17 protein-coding genes and 1 pseudogene are annotated in these 26,176 nt (G+C 69.7%); 5 read left to right on the top strand and 13 right to left on the bottom strand.

Annotation, left to right across the window (positions count from 1 at the left end; translation table 11 throughout):
- Positions 1 to 164 precede the first annotated feature (164 nt).
- Together BM009_RS09710 and BM009_RS23220 are read left to right on the top strand one after the other, a co-directional pair.
- Positions 165 to 1,661 carry a TolC family protein gene (locus tag BM009_RS09710; RefSeq protein WP_175487966.1) on the top strand — a complete coding sequence of 499 codons (1,497 nt, stop codon included), beginning with the start codon at positions 165 to 167 and terminating at the stop codon, positions 1,659 to 1,661.
- Positions 1,573 to 2,301, top strand: a pseudogene (locus BM009_RS23220) (3-hydroxyacyl-CoA dehydrogenase NAD-binding domain-containing protein); the annotation flags it as partial. The gene BM009_RS09710 and the pseudogene BM009_RS23220, both read left to right, overlap by 89 nt.
- A gap of 323 nt (positions 2,302 to 2,624) precedes the next feature.
- On the opposite strand, the gene BM009_RS09700 reads toward BM009_RS23220, so the two are convergent.
- Together BM009_RS09700 and BM009_RS09695 are read right to left on the bottom strand one after the other, a co-directional pair.
- Positions 2,625 to 3,092 carry a hypothetical protein gene (locus BM009_RS09700; protein WP_254772217.1) on the bottom strand — a complete coding sequence of 156 codons (468 nt, stop codon included), beginning with the start codon at positions 3,090 to 3,092 and terminating at the stop codon, positions 2,625 to 2,627.
- 86 nt (positions 3,093 to 3,178) lie between these two features.
- Positions 3,179 to 5,938 (bottom strand): ATP-binding protein, encoded by a 2,760-nt coding sequence (locus BM009_RS09695; protein WP_175487965.1) that lies wholly within the window; start codon positions 5,936 to 5,938, stop codon positions 3,179 to 3,181.
- Positions 5,939 to 6,132: 194 nt separating this feature from the next.
- Between BM009_RS09695 and BM009_RS09690 the strand changes: the two genes are divergently transcribed.
- Positions 6,133 to 6,948, top strand: a complete 816-nt coding sequence (locus BM009_RS09690) for a hypothetical protein (RefSeq protein WP_093295688.1) — start codon at positions 6,133 to 6,135, stop codon at positions 6,946 to 6,948.
- Here BM009_RS09690 and BM009_RS09685 read toward each other — a convergent pair.
- The 7 genes from BM009_RS09685 to BM009_RS09655 all read right to left on the bottom strand — a co-directional run bounded on the left by BM009_RS09685 (position 6,911) and on the right by BM009_RS09655 (position 16,225).
- Positions 6,911 to 8,785: an FUSC family protein gene (locus BM009_RS09685; protein ID WP_093295687.1), complete on the bottom strand. Its 1,875-nt coding sequence runs from the start codon at positions 8,783 to 8,785 to the stop codon at positions 6,911 to 6,913. The genes BM009_RS09690 and BM009_RS09685 overlap by 38 nt on opposite strands.
- A complete protein-coding gene (mdtN, locus tag BM009_RS09680; protein WP_093295685.1) occupies positions 8,769 to 9,821 on the bottom strand; it encodes a multidrug transporter subunit MdtN in 1,053 nt (350 codons plus the stop codon). The genes BM009_RS09685 and mdtN overlap by 17 nt, the downstream gene beginning before the upstream one ends.
- 2 nt (positions 9,822 to 9,823) lie before the next feature.
- On the bottom strand, positions 9,824 to 10,129 hold the full coding sequence (locus BM009_RS09675; protein WP_217644186.1) for a hypothetical protein: 306 nt from the start codon (positions 10,127 to 10,129) through the stop codon (positions 9,824 to 9,826).
- Positions 10,130 to 10,356: 227 nt separating this feature from the next.
- The gene (locus BM009_RS09670) at positions 10,357 to 11,880 is read right to left on the bottom strand and encodes an ABC transporter permease/substrate-binding protein (RefSeq protein ID WP_093295684.1); all 1,524 of its coding nucleotides are present in this window, start codon (positions 11,878 to 11,880) and stop codon (positions 10,357 to 10,359) included.
- On the bottom strand, positions 11,877 to 12,644 hold the full coding sequence (locus tag BM009_RS09665) for an ATP-binding cassette domain-containing protein (RefSeq protein WP_093295682.1): 768 nt from the start codon (positions 12,642 to 12,644) through the stop codon (positions 11,877 to 11,879). Before BM009_RS09665 ends, BM009_RS09670 begins: the two co-directional genes overlap by 4 nt.
- A 45-nt stretch (positions 12,645 to 12,689) precedes the next feature.
- Positions 12,690 to 15,305, bottom strand: coding sequence for a glycoside hydrolase family 2 TIM barrel-domain containing protein (locus tag BM009_RS09660; protein WP_254772216.1), 2,616 nt, complete (start codon positions 15,303 to 15,305; stop codon positions 12,690 to 12,692).
- A gap of 167 nt (positions 15,306 to 15,472) precedes the next feature.
- Positions 15,473 to 16,225, bottom strand: a complete 753-nt coding sequence (locus BM009_RS09655; protein WP_093295679.1) for a dienelactone hydrolase family protein — start codon at positions 16,223 to 16,225, stop codon at positions 15,473 to 15,475.
- A gap of 275 nt (positions 16,226 to 16,500) precedes the next feature.
- Between BM009_RS09655 and BM009_RS09650 the strand changes: the two genes are divergently transcribed.
- Positions 16,501 to 16,719: a hypothetical protein gene (locus BM009_RS09650; protein WP_093295677.1), complete on the top strand. Its 219-nt coding sequence runs from the start codon at positions 16,501 to 16,503 to the stop codon at positions 16,717 to 16,719.
- Here BM009_RS09650 and BM009_RS09645 read toward each other — a convergent pair.
- From BM009_RS09645 to BM009_RS09635, 3 genes are all read right to left on the bottom strand, one after another.
- A complete protein-coding gene (locus BM009_RS09645) occupies positions 16,716 to 18,134 on the bottom strand; it encodes a glucoamylase family protein (protein WP_093295676.1) in 1,419 nt (472 codons plus the stop codon). The genes BM009_RS09650 and BM009_RS09645 overlap by 4 nt on opposite strands.
- 67 nt (positions 18,135 to 18,201) lie before the next feature.
- A complete protein-coding gene (locus tag BM009_RS09640) occupies positions 18,202 to 21,252 on the bottom strand; it encodes a TonB-dependent receptor (protein WP_254772215.1) in 3,051 nt (1,016 codons plus the stop codon).
- Positions 21,253 to 21,254: 2 nt separating this feature from the next.
- Positions 21,255 to 22,289, bottom strand: coding sequence for a LacI family DNA-binding transcriptional regulator (locus tag BM009_RS09635; protein ID WP_093295673.1), 1,035 nt, complete (start codon positions 22,287 to 22,289; stop codon positions 21,255 to 21,257).
- 155 nt (positions 22,290 to 22,444) lie between these two features.
- Here BM009_RS09635 and BM009_RS09630 point away from each other — a divergent pair, with 155 nt between their 5' ends.
- Positions 22,445 to 24,733: a glycoside hydrolase family 3 N-terminal domain-containing protein gene (locus BM009_RS09630; RefSeq protein WP_093295671.1), complete on the top strand. Its 2,289-nt coding sequence runs from the start codon at positions 22,445 to 22,447 to the stop codon at positions 24,731 to 24,733.
- Between the two features lie 141 nt (positions 24,734 to 24,874).
- Here BM009_RS09630 and BM009_RS09625 read toward each other — a convergent pair whose 3' ends face one another.
- Positions 24,875 to 26,149, bottom strand: coding sequence for an MFS transporter (locus BM009_RS09625; protein ID WP_093295670.1), 1,275 nt, complete (start codon positions 26,147 to 26,149; stop codon positions 24,875 to 24,877).
- Between the last annotated feature and the right edge of the window lie 27 nt (positions 26,150 to 26,176).

Raw genomic sequence — 26,176 nt, 5'->3', positions numbered from 1 at the left:
CGCCCCGTGCCGCCTAAGCGGACGGGGCGCATGCGGTCGGCCCCCGGTTCGTGCAGGCGCATCGCCAACAGCACGAAGGGACGGGCGCAGACCCCATGCATCGCCGATTTTCGCCTGCTTCGGCTCGCCGCCCCCGCCTTTGGTTTCGCCTCGCGCCGCTCGCGATGGTTGCGCTTGGCGGCTGCACCCGCCCCGGCGAACGGCTTGCCCCCCAGAGCTTCGACCGCGCCTGGACGCCCGCGACCGGCGCGAGCGGCGAGATCCTGCCGGTGCCGGCAGGCAAGGCCGCGGCGGCACCGACGGGCGGCTATGTGCTGCCCGAGAACCCGGCGCTGGCGACGCTGCCGGCCGCGCCCGATACCGACCCCCACCATGTCTACACCCTCACCGAGCTGGTGGACCTGGCGCATGCCGCCAATCCGAGCGTGCGCGTCGCCTGGTACGAGGCGCGTAGCGCTGCGCTGGCGCCGGGCATCGTCCGCGCCAGCCACGGGCCGCGCATCTCCGCGACCGGCGTCGGCGGCGGTGTGGTGAGCAGCGGCTATCGCGGCAAGGGGGTGAACGGCGAGGACCGCGATTCCAACGGCGGTACCGCGATCGCGGCGATCTCGCTCGAATGGCTGCTCTTCGATTTCGGCGGCCGCGAGGCGCAGATCGCGGCGGCGCGCCAGCAGGCGCTGGTCGCCGACATCGCGTTCACGGCCGAGCACCAGCAGATCACCCATCAGGTGGCGCTCGCCTTTTACGACGACGTCGCGGCGCGCGCGCGTTCGGCCAATGCGGATCGCGCCGTGGAGCTGGCGCTGCAGGTCCAGGCCTCGGCCGAGGCGCGGTTCCGGCGCCGCGTCGGCACGACGATGGAAGCGGCGCAGAGCCGCCAGGCCGCCGCCCAGCTGCGCCTCGCCGCGGTCCAGGCGCATGCCGCTGCGACCGACGCCCGGCTGCGCCTGATTACCGCAATCGGCCTGCCGCCCTTTACCAAGCTGCGCATCGCCGACACCGCCGATCGCACGCAGGCGCCGGCGATGGCCGACATGGCCGAGGAGGCGGTGGCCAAGGCGCTCTCGCGCCGGCCGGACATGCTTGCGGCGCTCGCCAGCCGCAAGGCGAGCGAGGAAGGCGTGCTTGCCGCCCGCGCCGATTTCAAGCCCAAGATCTTCGCCTCGGGCACCGCCTCGCACATTCGCGGCAACCGCGACGTGACGACGCTGCCGGGCACCGGCGGGGAATCGGCGACGCTCAACGTCTCCGCCCGGCAGACCAGCGGTTCGGTGCTGGTCGGGCTGCGGGTGCCGCTGTTCGACGGCGGGCTGCGCGCCGCCCGGCTCGAACAGGCGCGCGACCGGGTGGAGGGGGCCTCGGCCAAGCTGGAGGCCACCCGCAACCGCGCCGTGCTGGAAATCGTCACCGCGGAGAATGGATTGCGCGCGGCCCTCGAGGCGAACGCCGCCGCCGAGGAATCGCGCAGCGCCGCGCGCACCAGCTTCGACGCCGCCTTCGCCGCCTACAAGAACGGTGTCGGCGCCATTGCCGAGGTGAGCCTCGCCCAGCAGCAGCTGCTCGCGGCAGAGAATGCGGTCAGCGACGCCCGTGCCTCGGCGCTACGTGCCGCTGCGACGCTTGCCCTGGCGACGGGGACGCTGGGCGCCGCGCCCGAATGAACCATTAGCCGGCCATCGCACGGCCGCTATCGCCCGCTTACGCCGGAGCATGCCCCCTGCGCCTATCGTCGGCGGCAAGCGGCGGGCGGTGCGCGCATCCCATCTGCTTGCCGCGCGGGGAGGCACCGTGTCCACAAAGCCGTTCGAGTACGCAGCGAAGCGCGATTATGCGGGGACGACGGCGGCAATCATCGGGGGCGGCGTGATCGGCGCGTCCTGGGCGGCGCTGTTCGCGGCCAACGGCCTGAACGTGGTGATCAGCGACCCCGACCCCGATATCGAGGCCAAGGCGCACGCCCGCATCGCCGCGGCGCTGCCCACGCTGGTGGCGCTCGGCCACGCGCCGTTCGATATCGCGGAACGGGTCCGCTTCGTCGACGACCATGCCCATGCCGTCGCCGGCGCGTTCCTCGTCCAGGAATGCGGTCCGGAGCGGCCGGGCTTCAAGCAGGGGGTTTGGGAAGTCGTCGAGGGAGCCGTACCCGCCGACGCGCTGCTGTGCAGCTCCAGCGCGGGCATCCCCGCCTCGCTCCAGCAGACCGAGATGCGAGACCATACCCGCCTCTTGATCGCGCACCCGATCAACCCGCCGCACCGGATGCCGCTGGTGGAGGTGGTGCCCACCCCGACCACCGACCCCGAAGTCACCGCCCGCGCGGTCGCCTTCTACGATGGGCTGGGCAAGGTGACGCGGGTGATCCGCAAGGAAGTGCCCGGCTTCGTCGTCAATCGGCTGCAGGCGGCGATCTTTCGCGAGTGCGTGGCGCTGGTGCGCGGCGGCGTTGGTCACGATCGACGAACTGGACGATATCGTCACGACCTCGCTTGGGGTGCGGCTGGCCAGCTCGGGGCCTTTCCTCTCGCTGCATCTCGGCGGCGAGGATGGCGGGCTGCCCCATTCGATCGCGCAGCTCCGGGAGGCGAAGGAGATCGCGGTGCTCAACGCGAGCCGAGGCCTGATCGTCAGAACCGCTTCCCGCGGTGCGGGCGTGCCTCGAAGGACGCCAGTGCCTGGCGTTGCTCGACCCAGGCGATGAAGCGGTCGTGCCCGGAGAATTCGAAGCGGATCTCGTCGTTCAGGCTGCGCACGATCGGGCAGGTGAGGAAGCGATCGATGTTGCGAGACCAGATCTGCCACATCCGCGGCCGCACATAGCCTTGCTCGCGCAGCTCGTAGAGCTCGAGGATCAGGTGGAGCACCTGCAGCAGCCCCGGCAGGATCCGGGCCACTTCCTCGGGCGGCAGCTCGGCGGTCCAGATCGGCAGCAGCTCGGTCCGCAGCATGTGGCGGATGGTCTGCAGGCGATCGGAGAAGGACAGGAATATCTGCGCGTTGAGCTGGCGGGTATTGTTCCGCATGCCGACATAGACGGCGATCATGCCGACGAACACGCCGCCGGTGGTCATCAGTCGAAGAACAGTTTCCAGCATCCCGTCCGTCTGCAGCAGCGCCTGTCTCCCGTCCCAGGGACATGCCAGACTAGGCGGGCCGCAGCACCGGCAGAGGTGAGCAGGGGTTAGTCGGCCATGCTGGGCAGCAGGGCGCGGGCGGCGCGGACGTCGGCGATCTCGTCATCGCCTTCGATGGTGGCGAGCACCGGCGCCAGGATCGCGTGTGCGGCCCTCGGTCCGGAGAGGCGAGCGAGCGAGGTCGCCGCGCGCAACGCCCATAGCCCCGCACCCTGTTCCTGGGCGAGCGCCAGCGCCTGCTCGAAGCGGCGCTGCGCCCCCGCCAGATCACCCGCGCGCCGCTTGGCTTCGCCGTCTGCGCGCAGGATTTCCGCGGTCGGCCATTGCGGCGGATTGGCCTCGGCGCGCCCCACCACCTCGGCGTCGCACAGCGCGGCACAGGCGGTGACGAACACGTCCTTGTCGTGCGGCAGCGGCGGGCGCAGCTGTTCCAGCGCCGACAGCTGCGGCACCTTGCCCAGCCGCAGATCGGCGATCCGCGTGAACCAGGCGGCGAGCTCGACCATATAGTTGAAGCGGTTCGCCTCGGCGGTGCGGGCGAGCAGGCCGGCATAATGGCGCGCGAGCTCGTCGTCGCCCAGCCACAGGGCGATCGGGCAGGCGGCGCTGCTCAGGAGATAGCAGAAGGAGTGGGAATTGCGACGCCGGTGGGCATCGATCACGGCTTCCATGATCATTGCCTTTGCGCTTTCCAGCCTGCCCTGGATCGCCAGCGTCACGGCGTGGTTCCCGCGCGTGATCGTCGAATGATCGAAGCGCAGCGCAGCGCCATAGGATCCTCGCCCGGTGAGGCTGCGGACGAGATCGCCGCCGATCGTCGCGGCCTCGCGCACGCGACCGGCCCGCAAGGTCATGATTCCGATGATCCGCAGCGCAAAGGCACGCAGTTCGGGATCGAGGGGCGATCCTTCCTGGCCCAACATCTGCTGCGCAAGGGTGAGCGCGGCTTCATGATCCCCCATGATCGTGCGGTGGCCGGAGAGCAACCAGAGGCCCGTGGCGCGGGCCAGCGGATCCCCGATCTTCTTGCCGATCCGCAGCACCTGCGTCGCTGCGCGGACAAAGGCTTCGCCGGGCCGTTCGGCATTGTAGAGGAGGACGCACAGGCCGTTCTGCAGCTGAATCTCTTCGGCGCCGCCCGCTTCGCCCAGAGCTTCCAGGGTGGCCAGCGCGCGCTCGAGCCAGGCATTATATTCGCCGAACTGCGACATGCCGAGCCAGAGCGGGGCCGATGCGATGGTCAGCCGCACGCCCAGGCGCTTGTCGCCCGCATCGCCGAGCGACCAGGCCAGGGCCGCGCGGACATCGTCGATCGCCGGGCCGTAGCGCTCCCACCAGACCGTCCGCTCGAGCCGCGGCCATTCCGCCTGCGCGCGCGCCAGCACGCCGCCCACCCATTCGGCATGGCGTCGTGCGATGACGCCCGCCAGCCCGGACGCGTCGAGCTTGCGCCGCGCATAGGCCCGCGTCGTCTCGAGCAGGCGGTAGCTCACCCCCTGGGGCGCGGGTTCGACGACGAGCAGCGACTTGGCGGCCAGTTGCAGCACCGCCTGCGCGGTCTGCGTCTCCCCATCGCTTTCCAGCGCGGCTACCTGCACGGCAGCGGCAAGGTCGAACCCGGCGCGGAACATGGCGAGGCAGCCGAGCACGGTCCGTTCCGCCGGCGACAGCAGCTCGAAGCTCCAGTCGAGCATCGCCTCCAGCGTCTCGTGCCGCGCCAGGGTGCGGCGGCCGAAGGCGAGCAGCGACAGGCGGACGGTGAGGCCGCTGGACAGCGCATCGAGCCCCACCATCGGCACTGCGGCCGCGGCCAGCTCCAGCGCGAGCGGCAGCCCGTCGAGCGATCGGCACACCGTCGCGATCTGCCGCGCATTTTCCTCCGTGATCGCGAAGCCGCCCATCGCCGCGCCCAGGCGCTCCACGAACAGCGCGACGGCGGGATTGTCCGCGATCATGCCCGTGCTGTCGGCCACGGCGGGGACGGGCAGGGGCTGGAGATGGACCTGCATCTCGCCGGGCACGCGGATCGGTTCGCGGCTGGTCGCCAGCAGCTTCACCCGCGGGCAGGAGCGCAGCACCGTATCGGCGACATGCGCGACCACGCCGATCAGATGTTCGCAATTGTCGAGCAGCAGGATCAGCTCGGACTCGCGGAGGCGATCGACGAGGACCGCCGGCGTCGTGTCTCGCCCCATCGGGCTCTGCAGCGCAGCGGCGGCGGCTGCGGCGACATGCTCGACCGAGGTGCAGTTGGTGAGATCGACGAAGCACACGGGCGTGTCGCCCTCGATCCCGGCGAGCGCCGCCAGCGCGACGCTCGTCTTGCCGATGCCGCCGGCGCCGACGATGGTGACGAGCCGGTGGAGGTGGATACAGGCCAGCACCTGCGCCACGCTCTCCGCGCGGCCGATCAGCCGGTTGACCTGCAGGGGCAGGGGAAGCGGCCGGAAGCCCGGAAGGGCGCGGGCATCGTCATTCTCTTCACCGGCATCGTCGACGGCCACCTCGGCGCTGAGCCGATAGCCGCGGCCGGGTACGTTGACGATCTCCACATCGCTGTCGGCCGCCCGAAGCGCACGCCGGATCGCGCTCATGTGCACGCGCAGGTTGTTCTCCTGGACGAACAGGTTCGGCCAGACATGCTCGTTGATTTCCTGGACGGAGACGACTTCGCCGGCGCGCTCGGCGAGCAAGGCGAGGATGGCGAGCGCGCGCGAACCCAGGCCGACGCGGACGCCGCCGTTCAGCAATTGCTCGCGTTCCGGCCGAAGTTCGAACGGGCCAAAGCGCAAGACCCGCTCCGTCATGGCCGCCCTGTCCGCACGCGATTCACCCATGTCCCCCCGAACATACCGTTAGCGCTAACCTATGCGCGAATTAGCAGCTCTTGGCATCTGTTAAGTGGGGCAGTGTCGGGGTCTGGAGTATCCGCCACGAGCAGAGGGGGGCGATCGGCAACGATGTTCGACGCCGCCCGATCACCATCTTGGGGAGACTGTGTATGCGCCGGGCAGATCCTGCCGCGCCGGCCCGTGCCGGCGACGAACCGTCGATCGACGAACCCACGCCGGACGCGGTGCGCGGCCAGCTGGAACGGCTGCGCACCCATGCGTTCGCCGGGTCGGGCAAGCTCTTCTCCTTCCTCCGCTTCGTCGTCGAAGAGGCGCTGGCGGGGCGTGGCGGGACGCTCAAGGAACTGGTGATCGGCATCGAACTCTATGGCGGGGTGGTGGACTATGATCCGCGGATCGACTCCACCGTGCGGGTCGAGGCGCGGCGGCTGCGGCGGAAGCTCGACGCCTATTATGGCGGGCAGGGCGCCCGGGATCCGGTGATCATCTCGATGCCGACCGGCAGCTACGCGCCGTGCTTCCGCATGCGGGTCGATGCCGAGCCCGCGCCACAGACGCCGGCCGAGCCGGTCGTCCGCGCGCCGGTGCTGGCGGTGCTGCCGTTCACCGCGCTGTGCAGCGAGGAGCGGGCGTTCGCGGCCGGTCTCACCGACGAGCTGATCCATGCGGCGGAGGGCTCGGTCCGCTTCCGCGCCGTGCCGCGGGCGATCATGTTCCAATTTCGCGAGACCCGCTATTCGCTCGACGCCGTCGCGGCAGAAGCGGGGGCCGATCTCGTGTTGCACGGCACGGTGCGGCGCGCGCAGGAGGTGCGGCGGATCGCGGTGGAACTGTCCAACCGCTGGGGCCAGATCCTCTGGTCCGATCGCATCGACGTCGCCGGGGACGACGATCTCGCCGCGCAGGAGCGGGTTGCCGCGGAAATCCTCACGCGGCTGCCGGTGGCTGTGGCGGAGGCGAGCTGACAGCGGTGTTGCTCCCTGGCGGCGGGGATGCGGCAAGCGCATCGGCGTCGCGGGCGACCGCCTCCAGCGCCGCGTCGGTGCCCGGCTGCGCGAGCAGCAGCGGGGACTCCAGCCGCTCGATGCGCGCGAGCAGGTCGCGTCGTGCCGCGATCCATCCGCGCGAGGGGCGCAGCCGGGCAGGTTCGAACGCCGCTAGGTCTATCCAGCGGCGCAGTGCGTCGGCTGCGGCCATCGCCTGCATCGCCAGTGCCTCGCGCGCGTCACCGCCGGCGTTCGCCGCCTGGCGCAGCAGCGCGACCAGCCGGGCGATTGCCGGATCGATCGTCCCAGTCACCGACACCGGCCAGAGCCGGGTAAACACCAGATAGGACATGCCGGTGCCGAGCAGCACGCCCAGCACGCGGTCCCGCGCCACGCTGAGGTCGAACCCCGGTCCGTGGCCCTGCAGGGCGCATAGCAGGAACGCGAAGCCCAGCTGGAACCCGGCATAAGAGATCCGCGCATCGCCTGCCGCCGCCCAGCTGGCGAGGAACATGCCCGCCGCGATCACCAGCAGGATGCCCGTGATCGAGGTGATCGCGGGCAGCACATAGACGATCGTCGCCAGTCCCAGGCCTGCGCCGACCAGGCAGCCGATGATGCGCAGCGACAGTTTCTCGATGGTCTCCGCCGCGGTGCCGAGGCCGACGATGTAGCAGGTGATCATCGCGGTATGGATGCCGGGCCAATCCCACAGCGCGAACAGCAGATAGCAGAGCATCGCCCCGATCGTGACCTTCAGTGCAAATTCGACATGCGCCGGGTTGGTGAAGGCACCGGCGACGAAGAAGCCGGACTTCGCCGCAGGCGGCTTGGCGTGCAAGGGCGGCGGCGTGGTAGTGAAGCCGGCGATCGCCTCGCTTAGGGCGGCAAGGACGGGCGCGAGATCGGGCGGGACCTTGGGCCAGCATGGCGGATCGATGGCGACCGGATAGCCACCGCTGGCGAGGATCCCGGCCATCGCGCGCAGCGTCGGCGCGAGTGCATCGGCAAGGGCCGTGCGCAGATCGGCGTCGGGATGCCGGTCGAGCAGGTCGACGGCGGCCAGGATGCGCATCGTGGCCGCCGTTGCCGAGCGATAGGCCACCGCGCTTCCGGGCGTCAGCGCCTTCTCGATTCCCGCAAGCTTGAGCAACCCCGGCGTGCCGGTCGCCGCCTCACGCCGCAGTGCCTCGAACCGCGCCCGCGTCGCATCCCCGGGGGTGTCGAGCAGGTCGGCGGCGCTGGTCAGCGCCCGCGCGAGCAGCAGGCCGCCGAACAGCCGGCGCGGCGACGGGGCGAGCAGCAGGTCGGCGAGCACCGACACGCCGGCGGGTATCCCGACGAACAGCCAGGCATAGAGCAGCCCGCGCGTCGCCAGCTCGCCGCCCGGCAGGCTACCGAGCAGATCCAGGACATAGGCCGTGATCAGCGCCATGGTCGGCGCGAACGGGCGCAGCTTGCTCGCCGAGCCGAGGAACATCAGGCCGAAGGAAAGCCCGCCCATCGCCATCGTGCGCCAGAAGGGGGTGTCGATCAGAAGCGCCGTGACGGGCACCAGCAGCGCGATCACCACCGTGACGAACAGCTGCATCACCACTGCCAGCATCAGGCCGCTGGTCCGTTCCGGGCGATTGAGGAACAGCCCGAGATAGACGACCAGCGCCGGGTCCGGAATCTCGAACCACAGCGCGACCAGCCCCGCGCCGCAGCAGACCAGGGTCAGCCGCAGGGCATAGGCGAGGCGGCCGGGCGTGTTCGCCCGGAGCGCCCCCCATGCCGCCGCAAGCGGGCCGGCTGGCTCAGTGCTTGCAGGCACTGCCGGACCGGACCTGGATCACCGCGCTCGCCCCCAGCCGCACCAGCGTTGCGGGCGGTGCGATCAGGCGCACCCGCACCGGGAAGCGCTGGGCGACGCGAACCCAGTTCAGCGACCGCTCGACATAGGGCAGCGAGCGCGGGACGTTGATCCGCTCGCCGTCGAGCACGCCGGCGCCGATGCCGGTCACCATGCCGCGGATCGGCTGGGTGCGATCGATCATCGTATAGACCGTCGCGCAGTCGCCCGGCGCGATGCGCTTGAGCTCGGTCTCGCGGAAATTGCCGACCGCGAACCAGGCATCGGCATTGACCAGCGTGAAGATGGACTGGCCGGGTGCGACCATTTCGCCCGACAGGACCGAAAGCCCGGTCACCCGGCCGGCATGGTCGGCGCGGACGACGGTATTGCCCAGCGAATGCTCGGCGACCGCGAGCGCGGCCTCGCGCGCCTGGATGTTCGCGGCGGAGCTATCGGTGGTGTCGATCGCGGCGGCGGTGCCCTGGCGTTGCGTCTGCGCCTGGCGCAGGCTGGTGGTAGCGTCCCGTTCGTTGGTCTCGGCCTGGTCGAGCTGCTGGCGGGGAACATAGCCCCGCTCGGCGAGCGGCCGGAGCCGCGCCACCGTGCGGCGGGCGAGCGCGAGATTGGCCTCGGCGCGGGCGATCTGCTCGGCCGCGACGGTGGCGGCGGAGCGCTGCGTCGACACCGAACGCCCCTGGCTGGCATGCGAGGCGCGGGCGAAGGCCAGGTCGGCGCGCGCCTGCGCGACCGCCTGCTGATAGGGCACGGGATCGATGCGGAACAGCAGCTGGCCCGGGCGGACCAGCTGGTTCTCGGTCACCGCGATCTCGACGATGCGGCCGCCCACCGCCGGGGCGACATGGACCACCTCGGCATCGACCGCGGCATCGTCGGTCGAGGGATGGGCGCTGCTGCGCCGGAGGGCGTAAAGGCCGAACGCGATGGCGACGACGATGACGGCAATGGACGCCAGCCGTGCGCCGAGCCCGAAGCGGGGTTTTCCTTCCGCGCGCATCGTCACAGCCCCACGCAGAACGCGGCGACGACCAGCCCGGTGGTGGTGCCGATCGCGGTACACAGCAGCAGCTGATAGGGCAGCCGGTGCGACAGGCCAGAGACCACCATCAGCGTGCGCGCGACGCCGGCCGCGACGCAGCCGATCACCGCGCAGGCGAGCCAGATCGGGAAATAGGCGCCGAAGAAGACGAGCGACGGCGCCCCGCGCGCGCAGCCGGCGGCCGGCAGCGCGAGGAACGCGGCGGCCAGGCGCACCGCGATGCTGTCCGGCCTGCCGAACCGGGTGGATAAGGGGCTGGCACGCACGTCGCCGTCTCCGAGATTGCTGTCGGGCCGGTTTCGCCGCCCGGGCGATGCTTCGGGAGTGAGGCCGGGTTGGTGCGATCGGCTCACCCGGGCTAACGTCCCGGCCTGGTCTGCGGGGCTAGAAGGCAATCCGCTCCGCTTGGGAGAGGATGGAGCGAGTGGCGGCGGGAGCAGGCCGGCTGCGCGTTCCAACCCTCTTGCGCGCGTCGCCGGTCGGCTCCCGCCTTTTAGTGGACCAGCCGATCCGCCAGCCAGCGCGCAGCGGCGTCGGGGCTTTGCTTGTCGGTGTCGCGATCGACCAGGTAATTGGCCTGCCGCATCCGCTCGACCGGCACGGCACCGATCAGCGGGCGCAGGGCTGCCTGGAAGCGCGCGTCCTTCGCGTGGCGGGGGGCGATCAGCAGCACCGCGTCATAGCCGGGGATCGCGCCCTTGGGATCCTTCAGCACCGCCAGCCCTTGCGCGGCGATCCGGCCGTCGGAGGAGAAGGCCGGGATCACGTCGGCGGTGCCGCTGGTCAGCGCGCGGTACATGAAGGTGGGTTGATAGGGATGCGCCTCGGCGAAGCGCAGGCCATAGGCGCGCTGGACCGCCTTCCATTCGGAGCGTTCGAGAAACTCGATATCGGTGGCGAGCTTGAGCGATGGCGCAACCTTGGCGAGATCGGCAATCGTCGCGATGCCGCGCCGTCGGGCATCGTTGCCGCGCATCACGAAGGCATAGGCATTCTCGAAGCCGAGGCTCCCCAGCAGCGTGACGTTGCTGGTGCGCTTGGCCCAATCGGCGACGCCGCGGACGATGTCGGCGCGGGACGGCACATCGGTGCGGTGCATCTGGTTGGTCCAGATCGTGCCCGAATAGTCGACATAGACGTCGATCGCATCGCTCGCCAGCGCGCCATAGGCGACGCCCGAGCCGAGCCCCTCGCGATAGCGGACGGTGTACCCCGCCGCCTCCAGCCGCGCGCCGATCAGCCGGGCGAGGATATATTGCTCGGAAAAGCCCTTGGCGCCGATCGTCACCACGCCGCGGCTCGCCGGCCAGGCGGGGGCGAGGGCGGCGAGGGCACCGGCGGCGAGCAGCCCCAGGCTCAGCCATACCAGCACGCGGCGGCGGTGCGCGATGCCCCATTCGGCCAGCCCGAGCAGCGCGTCGACCGCCAGCGCCAGCCCGGCGGCGGCAATGCAGCCGGCAAGCACCAGCGCCCAGTTCTGCGTCTGCAGCCCGGCAAAGATCAGGTCGCCGAGGCTCGGCTGGCCGACGGTTGTGGAGAGCGTCGCGGCGCCGATCGTCCACACCGCGGCGGTGCGGATGCCGGCCATCACCACCGGCGCGACCAGCGGCGCCTCGACCAGGCGGAGCTTCTGCCAGCGGGTCATGCCGACCCCGTCCGCCGCCTCGCGCACCGCCGGGTCGAGCGTGACCAGACCGGTCACCGCGTTGCGCAGGATCGGCAGCAGGGCGTAGAGGGTGAGGGCGAGCAGCGAGGGCAGGAAGCCCAGCGCCGGGATGCCGCCGCCGACCAGCGCGGAGAGCGACAGCAGCAGCGGGTAGAAGAGCGCGAGCAGCGCGAGGCTCGGGATCGTCTGGATCAGGCTTGCCAGCCCCAGCGCGGCACGGGCGACGCCGCGATGCCGGGCGGAGAGCACCGCCAGCGGCAGGCTGATCGCGATGCCGAGCAGCAGTGCGGCAAAGGCGAGCAGCAGATGCTGCGCCAGCAATTCGGGCACGCGGGCGAAGGCGTTGGTCATCGCGCCAGCGCCGCCAGCCGCTCGGCCTGTTCGCGCGGCACTGCGACCAGCGCATCGGCCGCCGCGCCGCCCTTGCCGGCGAGCAGGTCGCGCGGGGTCGCGTCGCCGACGACGCGGCCCGCCTCCATCACCAGGATGCGGTCGGCGAGCAGCAGTGCCTCGGCCATGTCATGGGTGACCAGGATGGTGGTGAGCCCCATGGTCCCGTGCAGCGCGCGGATCGCCTTGCCCAGCGCATCACGGGTGACGGGATCGAGCGCGCCGAACGCTTCGTCCATCAGCAGCAGCTTGGGCGACGTGGCGAGCGCGCGGGCGACGCCGACGCGCTGGCGCTGGCCCCCGGAGAGCGCGTCGGGCATCCGACCGGCCATGGCTTCGGGCAGGTCGACGAGGCGCAGCAACTCGGTGACACGCGTATCGCGATTGCGAATGCCTTCCAGCTTCAGCCCGATGGCGACATTCTCGCCGACGGTCAGATGCGGGAACAGCCCGACATTCTGGAAGACATAGCCGATGCGGCGGCGGAGCAGGTGCGGCGGCTCGGCATCCACGGGCGCCCCGTCGATCAGGACGCGGCCTTCGCTCGGCTCGATCAGCCGGTTGACCATCTTGAGCAGCGTCGACTTGCCCGAGCCCGAGGCGCCGACCAGCGCGACGAAGCTGCCGCCGGCGATCTCCAGCGACACCCCGTCGACCGCCCGCGCGCCCTTCGCATAGGATTTCCCAACGCCTTCAAAGGCGACGCTGCGCAACGGGTCCGGCATCGCCCCATTTGTGGGCAATGTCGCGGCAAAGGTCAAAGCCGGCGCTCAGTTCGGCCGGATCGCAATCCCCGCCACCACCGCATCGCCGCCGACCGGCTCGAACGCCAGCACCAGCCGCCCGCCGCTGCTCTTCACCGGGAAGCTGCGGGTGACCGCCTTGTTGGCGCCGCCCGCGGCCTGCATCGGCGAAAACGCGTCGATCACCCGCTTCCCGTCGGCGAGGACCGCAAAGCTGCGCGCCGCGCCCTTCGCGGTATCGGGCTCCAGGCTGGCGATCGTAACGGTCCAGTTGCCGTCGGGCAGGGGGATCTCGTAGCGGAATTTGCCCTCGCGGTAGCTGCCGAACAGCGCCGGGCTGTCGGTACCCTCCACCTTGGGCGGCGGGGCGAAGGGGGAGGGGCCGGCCAGCACCTTGCCGGTGCCGCCGCGGAAGAAATCGTCCGAGCCATAGCGGTCGCCGCCCATCGTGCCGCCGACCAGCGCGCCGGAATCGATGAACACGCCCTTGCGCGGATCGGGGCCGGTCCAGTCGATCGCGTCGCTGACCTGCTTGCCGCCGATCGTGGCGGTGGCGACGAGATGGTTCGCCACCGGCGCCAGCGCCACGCCCGGCCACACGCAGATCCGGTCGGGACAGGCGACGTCGCCCACCGGCTTGCCGTTGACCGACAGCGACACGCGATCGGCGTTGGAATAGCCGCGCACATCGGTCACCGCATAGGCGCGGTCGACATAGCGGCGGCCGTTGAGGTGCACCACCGGCGCGTCCGACCAGCTGGCCTGGATAAAATAGAAGGCGTCCTTGCGCGTCTTGCGATCGTAGGAGACCAGGCCCTTGGTGTTGATGTCGGTCGCGTCGCCTTCGTTGCGCATCGTCGTCGCGAAGTCGAACAGGTTCCACAGCCAGCTTGCCGCGAGATAGGGGCGCGCGCGGATCTGCTTCCAGTTCTCCTCGATCGCGAGGCTCTGATATTCCTCGGGCTGCGGGCGGCCATAGGCGGCAACCGGGCCGCCGCGCGGATTGTCGCTATGCTGGGTCATGGCGCCCCCAGCGCCCCATTCGCTGAGGCCGATCGGCAGCGTCGGGTGCTTGGCGTGCAGCGCGTCGAGGGCCGGGCCGACGCCGTCCAGATCGCCATAATACCAGCCATAATAGCGGTTGAGCCCCATCAGCTGGGTGACACCGTTGAGGCTGGGCGTGCCCTGCATCGACAGGATCGAAGGCGTGTCCTCGCAGCAATCGGCATAGACGGTGGGGCGGCTGGGATCCTCGGTGCGCGCCAGCCGATCGAGCTGCTCCAGCATCGGCCGCGACTGGGCGGGCTTGGCGCCGCCGCCCTTGCGCATCGCGTTGATCGCCGCGCCGATATCGGCCTCGTTGCCGACCGACCAGAGCAGGATCGAGGGATGATTATAGTTCTGGTGGATCAGCTCGCGCAGCTGCTCCTCGGCATTGGCGATCGTCTCCGGGGCGGGGGGCTGGCTGGGCTCGACATTGGCCTCATGGACGAAGGGAAGCTCGGCCCACACCACCATGCCGGCCTTGTCGGCCTCCTCGGTCCATTCCTGGGCGTGCTGGTAATGCGCGTGGCGGATGGTGTTGGCGCCGATTTCGAGCGCGAAGGCCATGTCGGCGGCATGGTCGGCGGGCGTCAGCGCCCAGCCCTTGCCGCCGACATCCTGGTGGCGCGAGACGCCGTGGAGCGGGGTGACCTTGCCGTTGAGGATCAGGCCGCGGTTCGGATCGAAGGCGAAGCTGCGGATGCCGAGCGGCTGGACCTGGCGGTCGATCACGCGGGCTCCGTCGCGCAGCTCGCTGACGACGCGGTAGAGATAGGGATCGGCGCGGCCCTGCCAGAGGTGCGGCGTGGCGACGGTGAGGCTGCGCTCCACCGCCAGCGCCTGACCGGGGGCGAGCGTGGCCGGCGCGCGATCGATGGCGACGGGCTTGCCCGTCGCGTCCTGGATGGTGGTGGTGAGCGTCAGCGTTCGGGCGTGGGTGCCAAGGTTGCGCAGCAGCGTCTTCGCGGCGACCTCCGCGCGCTCGGCGGAGACCTTGGGCGTGTGCAGGTACACGCCCGGCCCGCCATGGTCGGCGAGGTCGATATGCGCACCCTCCACGGCGATCAGTCGCACGCCGCGATAGATGCCGCCCTGCACGAAGAAATCGCCGCCGAGCGGGATCACATGCTCGGTGCTGCTGCCCGGCGCGGAAGCGCTGTTGTCGGCGCGGACCGCAAGGCTGTTGGCACCCGGCTTGAGCGCGCTGGTCACGTCGATCCGGAAGCGGCCGAACGCGCCGGCATGGCGGCCGACATGCTGGCCGTTCACCCACACATCGGCGATCTTGGAAACCCCGTCGAATTCGAGGAACAGGCGCCGCCCGTTGAGCGCGGCGGGCACGGTGAAGCTACGCCGATACCAGCCCTGGCCCTGCCGCATGTCCGCATCGGCGGCGCGGGTGAGGGCATAGGTGCCGACCTTGTTCCAGGTGTGCGGTACCGTCACGGGCTGCCACGCGGCATCGTCGAAGCCCTGGGCGGAAGGCGCGGTGTCGGCGTCGCCGAAGTGGAAGCGCCAGCCGGTGGAGAGATCGATCGTCGCGCGCGGCTCGGCGCTGGCTTGGCGTGCGGCCTGCGCCTGTGCAGAAGCCGGTGCCACGATGGCTACGGAACATAGCAGGAGGGCGGCCAGAGCCGGGTTGGTGCGCATCGCGATGTCTCTCCCATGGCAGTCGCTCGAGCGCGCCGCCTTATTGGTCATACCACTCGCATGGCGGTGGCCTGTCAATCAAGATCATCGCATGGATGCAAAAGCATCACCCGGATTTATACCGAGCCGCCCAGCGTGCGGCGGTAGAAGTCGAACGTCAGCGCCATTGCCTGGAGGAACAACGCGGGGTCATAGCGCGGGCCCTCGTCGCGAAGGAAGGCGTGCTGTGCGTTGAACTCGTGCCACACATAGGACGCGCCGACTTCCTCCAGCCGCGCCCGGATCGCCTCGCGCCCGGAAAAGGGGATGTGCGGATCCTGCCGGCCCCAGACGAGCAGCAGCTCGGCCTTCAGCTCGGCCATGCGCGCGAGACTGTCGTCGCTGCGGCCTTCGCCCAGCGTGCCGGAATGGATGTCGGTCGGATAGAAGCAGGCCGCCGCCGACACGCGAGGATCGAGCGCGGCGCGATAGGCGAGGTGGCCGCCAAGGCACACCCCAAAGGTGCCGAGCTTGCCGGAGCAGACGGGGTGGTCCGCCAGTGCGGTCAGCGCCGCGGTGGCGTCCGCGTCAAACGCGGCGACCGGCTTGGTGATCTTCAGCGCATTGCCGCGATCGGTGCCGGCTGGGTCATAGGCGAGGACCGTGCCGGCGGGTTCATATTCGTGATAGACCTCGGGCACCGCCACGAGCAGCCCGTTGCCCGCGAGCATCGCCGCCAGCCGCCGGATCGGCGCGGTCACCTGGTAGATCTCGGAGAAGAGCAGCACGCCAGGGAAGCGCCCCTCCACCGCCGGGCGGAACAGGTGCATCCGCATCGTGCCGCCGCCGGGCACCTCGATGTCCTGCGTCTCGTCGCTGCGGATGATCATGGGCTGCTCCCTTTGCTACTTCAGCGGCGGCTTTACACGAGGGAGCTCCGAGAGGAACCCGTCCCGCCCCACCAGCCGTCATCCCGGCGAAAGCCGGGATCCATTGGTGCTCCGTCGCGGCTCTTGCTGGCACCGAGGAGCGACTGGATCCCGGCTTTCGCCGGGATGACGATCGCTGGGGAAGGGATCACGCCCAAGGGGGGGTGAGCGCTATCCACAGATTCGTCGGTGCCCCCGCTGGACAGCGCGGCGCCCGCCCGAATAGCGGCAGACGCATGCCAGTCATTGCTACCATCATGAATTCGAACACCGGCGAACCCATCCAGAAGATGACGTTCGGCCGCATGCCCAAGCCTTGGGCGTCCTTCACCCTCTCGAACGGCGAGCTGGTCCAGGCCAGCCGCGTCGATATCGGCAAGCCCGCGCCGGGCAAGGTCGTCGTGCCGGTCCATGTCTGGGTCGCGCCCAAGAAGACCGACCGGCAGGACGATTAGAGCCAGCCGCCCTTGAAGCCAGCGCGCTGCAGCCCGCGACGGATGTGCGGGTTGCGGCGCATCACCTCCCAGACCAGCCCGGTGCGGAGGTTCTCGATCATCAGCAGGATCGGCCCCTGGTCGATGCCGAGATGGTCGCCGTCGACCCAGCCGATGCCGGGGACGATCTTGCCGTGCTTGAGCGGCGCGGTCGCGCGGGTGAGGGTCGGGTTGAAGCTGTCGAGAAAGCCATAGCGGCCATAGATGCCGCGGCCATAGCGCGCATGCATCGTCGCCACCGCGCGGCCGGCCAGTTCCGGCTCGAACGCGATCGAGGCCGCCGCCGCCGTCGGCGCCAGCGTGCCGTCGTCGCGATCGTCCGGACCGCGCGCCGAATAGCTGAAGAACTCCCGCTCGCGCCCGCCGATCCGCTGCTTGAAATCGCCGGGACCGTCGCACGCGGTCAGGCCCCAGACGTCCTCGCCATAGCCGGCCCAGCCGCCCGGATTGGCAATGGCGTAGTTTCGCTGCGCGCGCACCGCGCGGCGACTGTTCTCGAAATAATCGATGCCCTTGGCCGCCATATAGGGATCGCGGATGCCGCGGAAATCGATCCAGCAATGGCTGTACTGGTGGATGAACAAAGGCGCGAAATGGAGGTGCGGCTCGCCCCATTTGTCGCTCCACTGCGCGTCGAAGCGGGCGGTCCAGGCGGCCCAGGTCTCGGGCGGCAGCGGGTGGCTCGGCGAGCCTAGCGCCAGCACGTAGAGCAGCAGCCCTTCGTTGTAGATGTTCCAGTCGGAGGGGATGAAGCCGCTCTCCGGATGCCAGCCCATCGACACGAAGGGTGGGCGCGGCGTGATCCAGGTCCAGTCGACCGCGGCGTAGAGCTGGTCGGCTAGGCTGCGGATCTCGGCCTCTTGGGGCTCGTCTGCGTCGAACCAGCTCTGCGCGAACAGCACGCCGCCCAGCAGCAGCGCGGTATCGATCGTCGACAGCTCGGCGCGGGCGAAGCGGCGGCCCTTGGTCACGCCGAGGAAGTGGTAGAAAAAGCCCTTATAGCCGCTGGCGTCGCTCTGCCCGTCGCCCTGCGGCGCGGTAGCGAAGAAGCGCAGCGTGGCGAGCGTGCGGGTGCGCGCCTGCTCGCGGGTGATCCAGCCATTGGTGACGCCGATCGGATAGGCGGTGAGCGCGAAGCCGACCGCGGCGATCGAGGCGAAGGAGGGGGTGGGCCAGCGATCGGGGGCGAGCCCCGTCTCGGGATCGGTGTTGTCCCAGAAATAGCGGAAGGTACGTTCCTGCAGGTCGCGGATCAGCGGGTCTGCGCCCGGTGCCGGGCCGGTGCCGGCGATGCGGGTTCCGGGCTGCGAGCATGCGCCCGCGAGGCCTGCCAGCGCCACCGCGCCGGAGCCGAGCAGTTGCCTGCGATCGATCATGAAAATGGGTCCTGGATGCAAAAAGATGGGGCGGCGCAAGGGAGATGCGCCGCCCCAGTAGGAGGGATCAGAAGGAATAGCCGACCGACAGCTTGACCGTCCGCGGCGGGTTGCCGCCCACGTCATAGCTGCTGCGCGCGCCCCAGTTCGACGAGGCGGGGTCGTTGTTGAAGGTGATGTAGTTGTAGTCGTTGAACACGTTCAGCACGTCGACGCGGAAGCGCAGGCGGGTCTGATCGCTGATGAAGTGGATCGGCACGTACTTGGTCAGCGCCATGTCCAGCTGGCGCCGGCCCCAGCCGCCGCCCGAACCATCGACCTCGCGGCCGACGACCACGCGCTGGAACGGGTTGGACTGGTTGAGGATCGCCTTCTCATAGGCGGAGGACTCGATCTGGAACTTGGACGACAGCGCGAAGCCGAGCGGCAGGTCGACGCTGCCCGCCATCACCAGCCGGTGCCGCGGCACGCCCGAGGATCGCAGCATCGGGTAATCGCTGACCGACGGGAAATCGAGCAGATAGGTCTCGCCCAGCTGGTTCTCGGTGGCTTCGGTGTAGGTGTAGGTCGCGTCGAGGCTCCAGGGCGAGGCCTGGGTATAGCTCTTGGTGACCTTGAAATAGACCGAGTCCGCATTGGTCTTCAGTCCGTTGGTGCCGAGGATGATGCTGTTATAGCCCGGGGGCGAGAAGCCGAAGGGCGGCGCCGGCGTGTCGGTCGGGTTGGCCGGATCGTTGAAGAAGAAGCTGCCGTCCGGCCGGCGGTTGCCGAGCAGGAAGGCGAAGCCGTTCTTGCTGGCGACATGGCTGTAGCCGAGCTCGAGGCCGACCTGCTGGAAGCGGCCGCGGATGCCGAGGCTGAACTGGTCCGAATAGGGGACCTTGAGGTCGTTCTTGAGGAAGCGGAACTCGCGGCCGCCGCCGGTTGCGCCGGCGAGCAGCTGCTGGCGGCCTTCCGGGGTCAGGTAGATCGGATTCCAGGTGACGCAGGTCGACGCATCGGCCCCGACACAGGCGTTGTTCGGGTTGGAATCCGCGCCGCGGAAGTTGAAGCGGCGCACGGCATAGACGCCCTGGCTGACTTCCTGCTGGAGGAAGTCGAACTGGTTGCGGTCATAGGAACGGCCATAGCCGCCGAACACCGCGAACCGGCCCGCTTCGTCGATGCGATAGGTGAAGCCGAGGCGCGGCTGGAAGGCGCCGGTGAAGGTCTTCCGGTTGTGGCCGTTCGAGATGAAGTCGTTGATGTTGTAGTCGGCGTTGACCAGGTTCGGATAGTTGGCCGGCGACACCGCCGTCAGATTCTCCTGCGAGGTCACATAGTTCACGAAGGCCGGGGTGCGCTCATAATCCCAACGCAGGCCGAGGTTGAGCGTCAGGTGCGAGGTCACGTCCCAATCGTCCTGCGCATAGACGCCGAACTGGAAGTTGCTCGAACGGATGTCCACCGGGCCGTTGCCGGTGGGGACGCCGAAATCGAGCTGGTACGGCACCTGGTCGTTGAAGCCGGTGGGGCTGAACGCGTTGATGTCGTAGGTATATTGCGGATTGGCGCGGTTCTGCTCGAGCGAGCGCAGGCGGATGAAGCTCGCCTTGGTGCCGATCTTGATGGTGTGGCCGTTGAAGCCGGTGAAGGTGAAGTCGTCCTGCAGCGTCCAGCCCTTCTGGCCCTTGTCCTGCTGGCTGCCGCCGCCGCCGAAGCGCAGCAGATCGGTTCGGGTGAAGTTCCCGTTGTTCACCGTGGAGGCCTGGAAGAAGCTGGTGTTGCCGAAGGTCTCCGGCGTCGGTGCCCACTTCGTGTCCTGGTAGGAGACGCGGGCGTCGTTGATCCAGTTGTCCTCGCTGCGCTGCCAGCGGAGCATGAAGCGCTTCTCGTCGACCTTGTTGAGCGTCGCGGTGTTCGCCGCGTTGATGCCCGTCGCGATCTGCGAGCCCGATTCCTTGCGATACTTGCCGGTGAGCTCGATCAGATCCTTGTCGCTCGGCTCCAGGTCGATCTTGCCGAAATACAGGTCTTCGTTGAAGCGCTGCGAGAAGCTACCGAAATATTGCTGGTACTGCGACGGGAAGATGCTCGTCGAGACACCGTTCTCCGGCCGCACGTCATAGGGGCTGTCGATCCGCTTGCCTTCGTAGGTCACGAAGAAATGCGCGCGATCCTTGATGATCGGTCCGCCCAGCGCGACGCCGAACTGCTTGTTGTTCGAATCCACCTTGTCGCGGAGGCTCGGGAAGAGCTCGGTCGGCCGGCGCGCGCGCAGGTCCTGGTTGGTATAGTCGATAAAGCCTTCGCCGTGGAACTCGTTGGTGCCCGACTTGGTCGCCGCGGTGATCGCCACCGAGCTGACCTGGTCGAACTCCGCCTTGTAGTTGGACGAAAGCACCTGATACTCGCCGATCGCGAGCTGCGGGAACGGGTTGCCGGCCGAGCTGTCCTGCCCGGTGATGCCGTTCTTGAGGACGTAATCCTTCTGGCTGACGCCGTCGATGAACACGTTGACGGTGCGGCTGTCCTGCGCGCCGCCCTTGATGCTCGACGTGCCGTTGGCGCCCTCGATGAAGCGCACGCCCGGGGCGAGATCGGCGAAGGCGAGGAAGTTGCGGTTGTTCTGCGGCAGCTGCTCGATCAGCCGCTGGGTGATGTTGATTCCGACCTGGCCGCCGTCCAGCGAGCGGATGCGATTGCCGGTGACGACGATCTCGTCGCCCGTCGCGGGCGCTGCGGTGTCGTCACCCGCCGGCGCGGCACCGGCATCGGCGGCCGGGGCGGCCGTGGTCGTCGACAGATCGAGGTCGAGGCCGGCATTCTGGCCGACGCGCAGCGTGAACGCGTCCGAATTGCGCACGCCGTTCTGCAGCTTGATCTCCAGGCGATAGGTGCCGGGGCGCAGCGACGCGAAGTTGTAGCTGCCGTCGGCGCCGACGGTCGCGCTGCGGCGGATGCCGGTCGACACTTCGATCGCAGTCACTTCGGTGACCGGGTTGTTCGCGGGCGCGGTGATTGTGCCGCGCAGCGACGCCTGGCCGACCTGGGCCATGGCAGGGGCGGGGGCGAGCAGGGCACCGCTGCTCAGCACGGTCATCGTCAGCAATGCGGAACGCAAAACTAGCTTGTTCATGGTTACTCTCTATCTCCCCGGCGGATCGGGTTTTCTGTTGTGTTTTTGGGGTATTGGCGGGTCGATTCCCGCGCGATGACGATCGGCGCACGCCATTCGAGCGTGTCGTCCGGGGTGCCATCGATCAGTCCGGCGAGGCGCACCACGGCGCGCGCGCCGAATTCGGCAATGTCGATGCTGGCGGTGGTGAGCGCCGGCGAAATCAGGCGGGTCAGCGGGATGTTGTCGAACCCCGCCACCGCCACCTGTTCGGGAACCGCGACGCCCGCGCGCTTGAGCGCCATCAGTGCGCCCACCGCCATCATGTCGTTGGCGGCGAACACCGCGTCATAGTCGGCGCGCTCGGCCTGGAGCGTGGCGATGGCGGCGGTACCGCTATCCTCGTTGAAGTCGCCGGAGACCACGCGAAGCTCCAGCCCCAGCCGCGCGCAGGCTTCGCGCGTGCCCTGCAGGCGCTCGCGTGCGTCGATATTGTCGTCGGGGCCGGCGATATGGACGATGCGGCGGCATCCCCCGGCGGCGAGATGCTCGACCACCGCAACCGCTCCGGCAACGTTGTCGACGCGCAGCTCGGGGCGCGAGCCCTCGTGCGGGGCGCAGTTGACCAGCACCGAGGGCATGGTGCGGGGCAAATGCTGGAACAGCTCGTCCGAGGTGATCTGCGGCGCCATCACCACCAGCCCGTCGACCCGGCCGCGCATGGCATGCAGCGCGGTGACGCCACGTTCGGCCTCGCCATGCATCACCATCAGCAGCAGGTGCAGGCCGAGTTCGGACGCCTGGCGGTCCATGCCGCGCAGCAATTCGGAAAAGAACTCGCCGTGCAGATCGGGAACGACCGCGCCGATCGTGGAGGAACGGGCGAGGCTGAGGTTGCGCGCGCCCGCATGCGGCACATAGCCGAGTCGGTTGGCGACATCGCGGATGTGATCGCGCAGTTCGGGACGGATGTTGGTCGCGCCGTTCAGCGCGCGCGAGACCGACGCGACGGACACCGACGCTTCACGCGCGACATCGCGGATCGTGGCGTTCGGCATGGCGGTCTTCGTCCCCTCCTGGGTCTTGGGTTGTGGCGGCTTGTTTGCCGGCAGTGGCGTCAAGCTCTTGATGTAACCGGTTACATGAAGCAATAGCGGGTTGCAAGATTGTTGATGCGGTGGCCGATGTAGGGCCACGCTGTGGGAGGAAACGCGTGAAGGACGGCCATATTTCCAGGCGTGCGGTGTTGATCGGGGCGAGCGCGGCGGCCGCCTGGGCGGCGAGCCCGGCGCGCGCGATGCTGCTCCAGGCGGGCGCGAAGAAACTGCCCGCCGCGGTCGAGTCGCTGCTCGCCAAGATGACCGTCGAGGAGAAGGCCGGGCAGCTCACCCTGATGGCCGCGGCCTGGTCGGGCGGGGCGGCGGTGACGCTCAATCCGGCGGGTGCCTCGTCCAACTTCGACGGGCAGATGGGCGAGGTGCGGGCCGGTCGGCTGACCGGCGTGTTCAACGGCAACGGCGCGGCGATGGTCAAGCGGATGCAGACCGTTGCGATGCGCGAATCGCGGCTCAAGATCCCGCTGCTCTTCGCGGCCGACGTGATCCACGGCTTTCGCACCGTCTTCCCGGTGCCGATGGGCGAGGCGGCGAGCTTCGATCCCGATCTCGCCGAGCGCACCGCGCGGGTCGCGGCGATCGAGGCGGCAGCCTCGGGCATCGACTGGACCTTCGCGCCGATGGTCGACATCACCCGCGATGCGCGCTGGGGTCGCAGCGTAGAGGGGGCGGGCGAGGACGTGCTGCTCGGCAAGCTGATGGCGGCGGCGCGGGTGCGCGGCTTCCAGGGCGCCAAGGGGCTGGAGGCAGCAGACGCGGTCGCCGCCTGCGCCAAGCATTTCGCCGCCTATGGCGCGGTGGAGGCGGGGCTCGACTATAACACGGTCGACATTTCCGATCGGACGCTGCGCGAAATCTATTTTCCGCCCTTCGAGGCGGCGCTCGCGGCGGGTGCGCCGACGGTGATGGCGTCGTTCAACGAACTTTCGGGCATCCCGGCCACCGCCAACGAATGGCTGCTGACGGAGGTATTGCGCCGCGAATGGGGCTTCGACGGCGTCGTCGTCTCCGACTACACCGCCGACGAGGAACTGATCGCGCACGGCTTCGCGGCGGACGCGCGCGAGGCGACCAAGCTCGCCTTTATGGCTGGCGTCGACATGAGCATGCAGAGCGGCTTCTATATCAAGCATCTGCCGGACCTGGTCGCCAAGGGCGAGGTGCCGATGGCGCGGCTCGACGAGGCGGTGCGGCGCGTGCTGGCGCTGAAGGTGCAGCTCGGACTGTTCGACGATCCGTTCCGCCGCATCGATCCGGCGCGGGAAAAGGCGCGCGTGCGTACCCGTGCCAATCTGGCGCTCGCCCGCGAGGCGGGGTCGCGTTCGATCGTGCTGCTCAAGAACGAGGGCAATCTGCTGCCGCTGCCGCGCGCGGGCAAGAAGATCGCGCTGATCGGACCGTTCGCCAGCGGGCTGCACGATCAGATCGGGCCGTGGAACGTCTATGGCACCGATGCCGAGGCGGTGGATCTTGCGGCCGGCGTGAAGGCGCTGGTCCAGGATCCGGCGCTGGTGAGCGTGACCCAGGGCGCCGGGCTCGACGGCCCCGTCCCGGGCGGTATCGAGGCGGCGGTGGCTGCAGCGCGCGCCGCCGATGTGGTGGTGCTGGCGATCGGCGAGCATGCCCGCATGTCGGGCGAGGCGCAGTCGCGCTCCGCCATCGTCGTGCCCCCGGCGCAGATGGCGCTGGTCGAGGCGGTGGCGGCGACCGGCAAGCCGGTGGTGGTGCTGCTCCGTAACGGCCGCGCGCTGGCGCTGGAAGGCGCGGTACTCAAGGCGCCGGCGATCCTCGTCACCTGGTTCCTCGGCTCGCAGGACGGGCCCGCCATCGCCGACATATTGTTCGGCGCGGTCAGCCCTTCCGCGCGGCTGCCGGTCTCCTTCCCGCAGGCGACGGGGCAGGAGCCGTACCACTATGACCACAAGGCCACGGGCCGTCCCAACCCGGCGGGTCCGCTGCAGGAATACAAAACCCACTATCGCGAGTTCTCGAACCAGGCGCTGTTCCCGTTCGGGCACGGGCTCACCTATGGCGAGATCGCGTACAGCGGCCTCGATCTCGGCGGCGGCAGGCTGGCGGCGGACGGTAAGCTGGTGGTGTCGGCGACCATCGCCAACAGCGGATCGCGCGCGGCCGAGGAAGTGGTGCAGCTCTATATCCGCGACGTGGCGGCGAGCGTCACCCGGCCGGTGCGCGAATTGAAGGCGTTCCGCCGCGTCGCGCTCAAGCCCGGCGAGCGCAAGACGGTGCAGTTCACGCTCACCCGCGCCGACCTGCTGTTCATCGGCCAAGCGCTCAAGCCGACGGTGGAGCCCGGCAAGTTCCAGCTGTGGATTGCGCCCTCGGCGCAGGCCGAAGGCGTGTCGGGCAGCTTCGAACTGGTGTGACCCACCCGTAATCCTCCCCCGCCAGGGGGAGGTGGCGCCGAAGGCGACGGAGGGGGAGGACGCACGACGGCCGAGAGGTTCTGGCATCCTCCCCCTCCGTCAGCCTCCGCCTGACACCTCCCCCTGGCGGGGGAGGATACCCTAGGCCAGCGTATCCTGCCTGAGCGGCAGCGCCAGCACCGCGGCCAGCGCGCCGAGCAGCAGCACCGCCGGTCCCGCCAGCATCAGCCAGCGGATCGCCGCTAGACTCGCCGCCCCCTGCGGTGCCCCCGCGACGAAGCCGCTCGCCTGATAGATCGCCCCGATCGCGAACCCCGCCGCCGCCAGCGCCGCCTTCTGGGCGAGGGCGAAGGTGCCGAACGCGATCGCCTCGACTCGAATGCCGCTCCGCGCAGCACCCCAGTCGACGCTGTCGGGCAGCAAGGTCCAGGCGGCGAGCCCGAAGCCCGCGAAGGCGACCTGCATGCCCAGCAGGAACAGCGTCGCCGCGCTTACGCCCGGGGCGGGCAGCAGCACGAAGCCGGCGGGCAGCGCGAGCGCCAGTCCGCACGCCGCCAGCCACGCGGCCCGCGCTCCGGCCCGCCGCGCGGCGAGCGTCCAGAGCGGCGTCGCGACGAGGCTGGCAAATGCCATCGCAGCCAGCGCCTGCGGCCCGGCGGGATCGTCGGCGAGCACGTAGCGGAAGAAATAGAGCACCGACTGCGTGGTGAGCGCCGCCGCCGCCGCACCCGCCGCCGCCGCCAGGTTGAGCGCAACGAACGCACGGTTGCGGGCGAGCAGTAGCAGCGCCGGGCCGATCGCCGGGCGGGTCGCTGCGTCCCCCGATGGCCGCCGCTCGGGCACCGCCCACGCGATCGCCAGCAGCAGCGGCATGCCGAGCGCCGCGAGCAGTGCGCTCGCCGCCCCATAGCCGCCGAGCGCCCGCACCAGCCCCGGCAACGTCCCCGCCACCAGCGTCGCGGCGACCGCGCCGAAGATCATCCGCAGCCCGGCGAGCAGCGAGCGCTCGGCGCTGGTGCCGGCCAGCCGCGTCGTCCAGGCCGAATAGGGAATGTTGGTGAAGGCATAGAGCGTGCGGAAGCCGAGCTGCGCCGCCAGCGCCGCGCCCCAGCCGCCCACCGGCACCGCGAACATCGCGACGAAGGCGAGCCCCAGCGGCACGGCGCCCCAGCCGATCAGCCAGCGATAGGGCCGCCGCATCCGCTCGGCGACCACGCCCGCGACGAAGTCCGCCGCACCGTCCCACGCCGCGCCGACGAGGAACAGCGTGCCGGCCAGCGCCGGCGCCAGCCGCAGCGTGTCGATATAGAAGAAGAGCAGGTAGAGATTGACCGCCTGCCAGTAGAGATTGAACGCGAAATCGCCCGCGCCGAACAGCAGCAGCGCGGCGCGCGAGGCCGGGGCGGGCGGGTTCATCGAAGCGACGGCAGCGCGATCATCGCC

Source organism: Sphingomonas sp. NFR04, assembly GCF_900114095.1.
Lineage (GTDB): Bacteria > Pseudomonadota > Alphaproteobacteria > Sphingomonadales > Sphingomonadaceae > Sphingomonas.
Note: the sequence above shows the minus strand (reverse complement) of the source record. Positions and strands in the feature narration are given on the sequence as shown.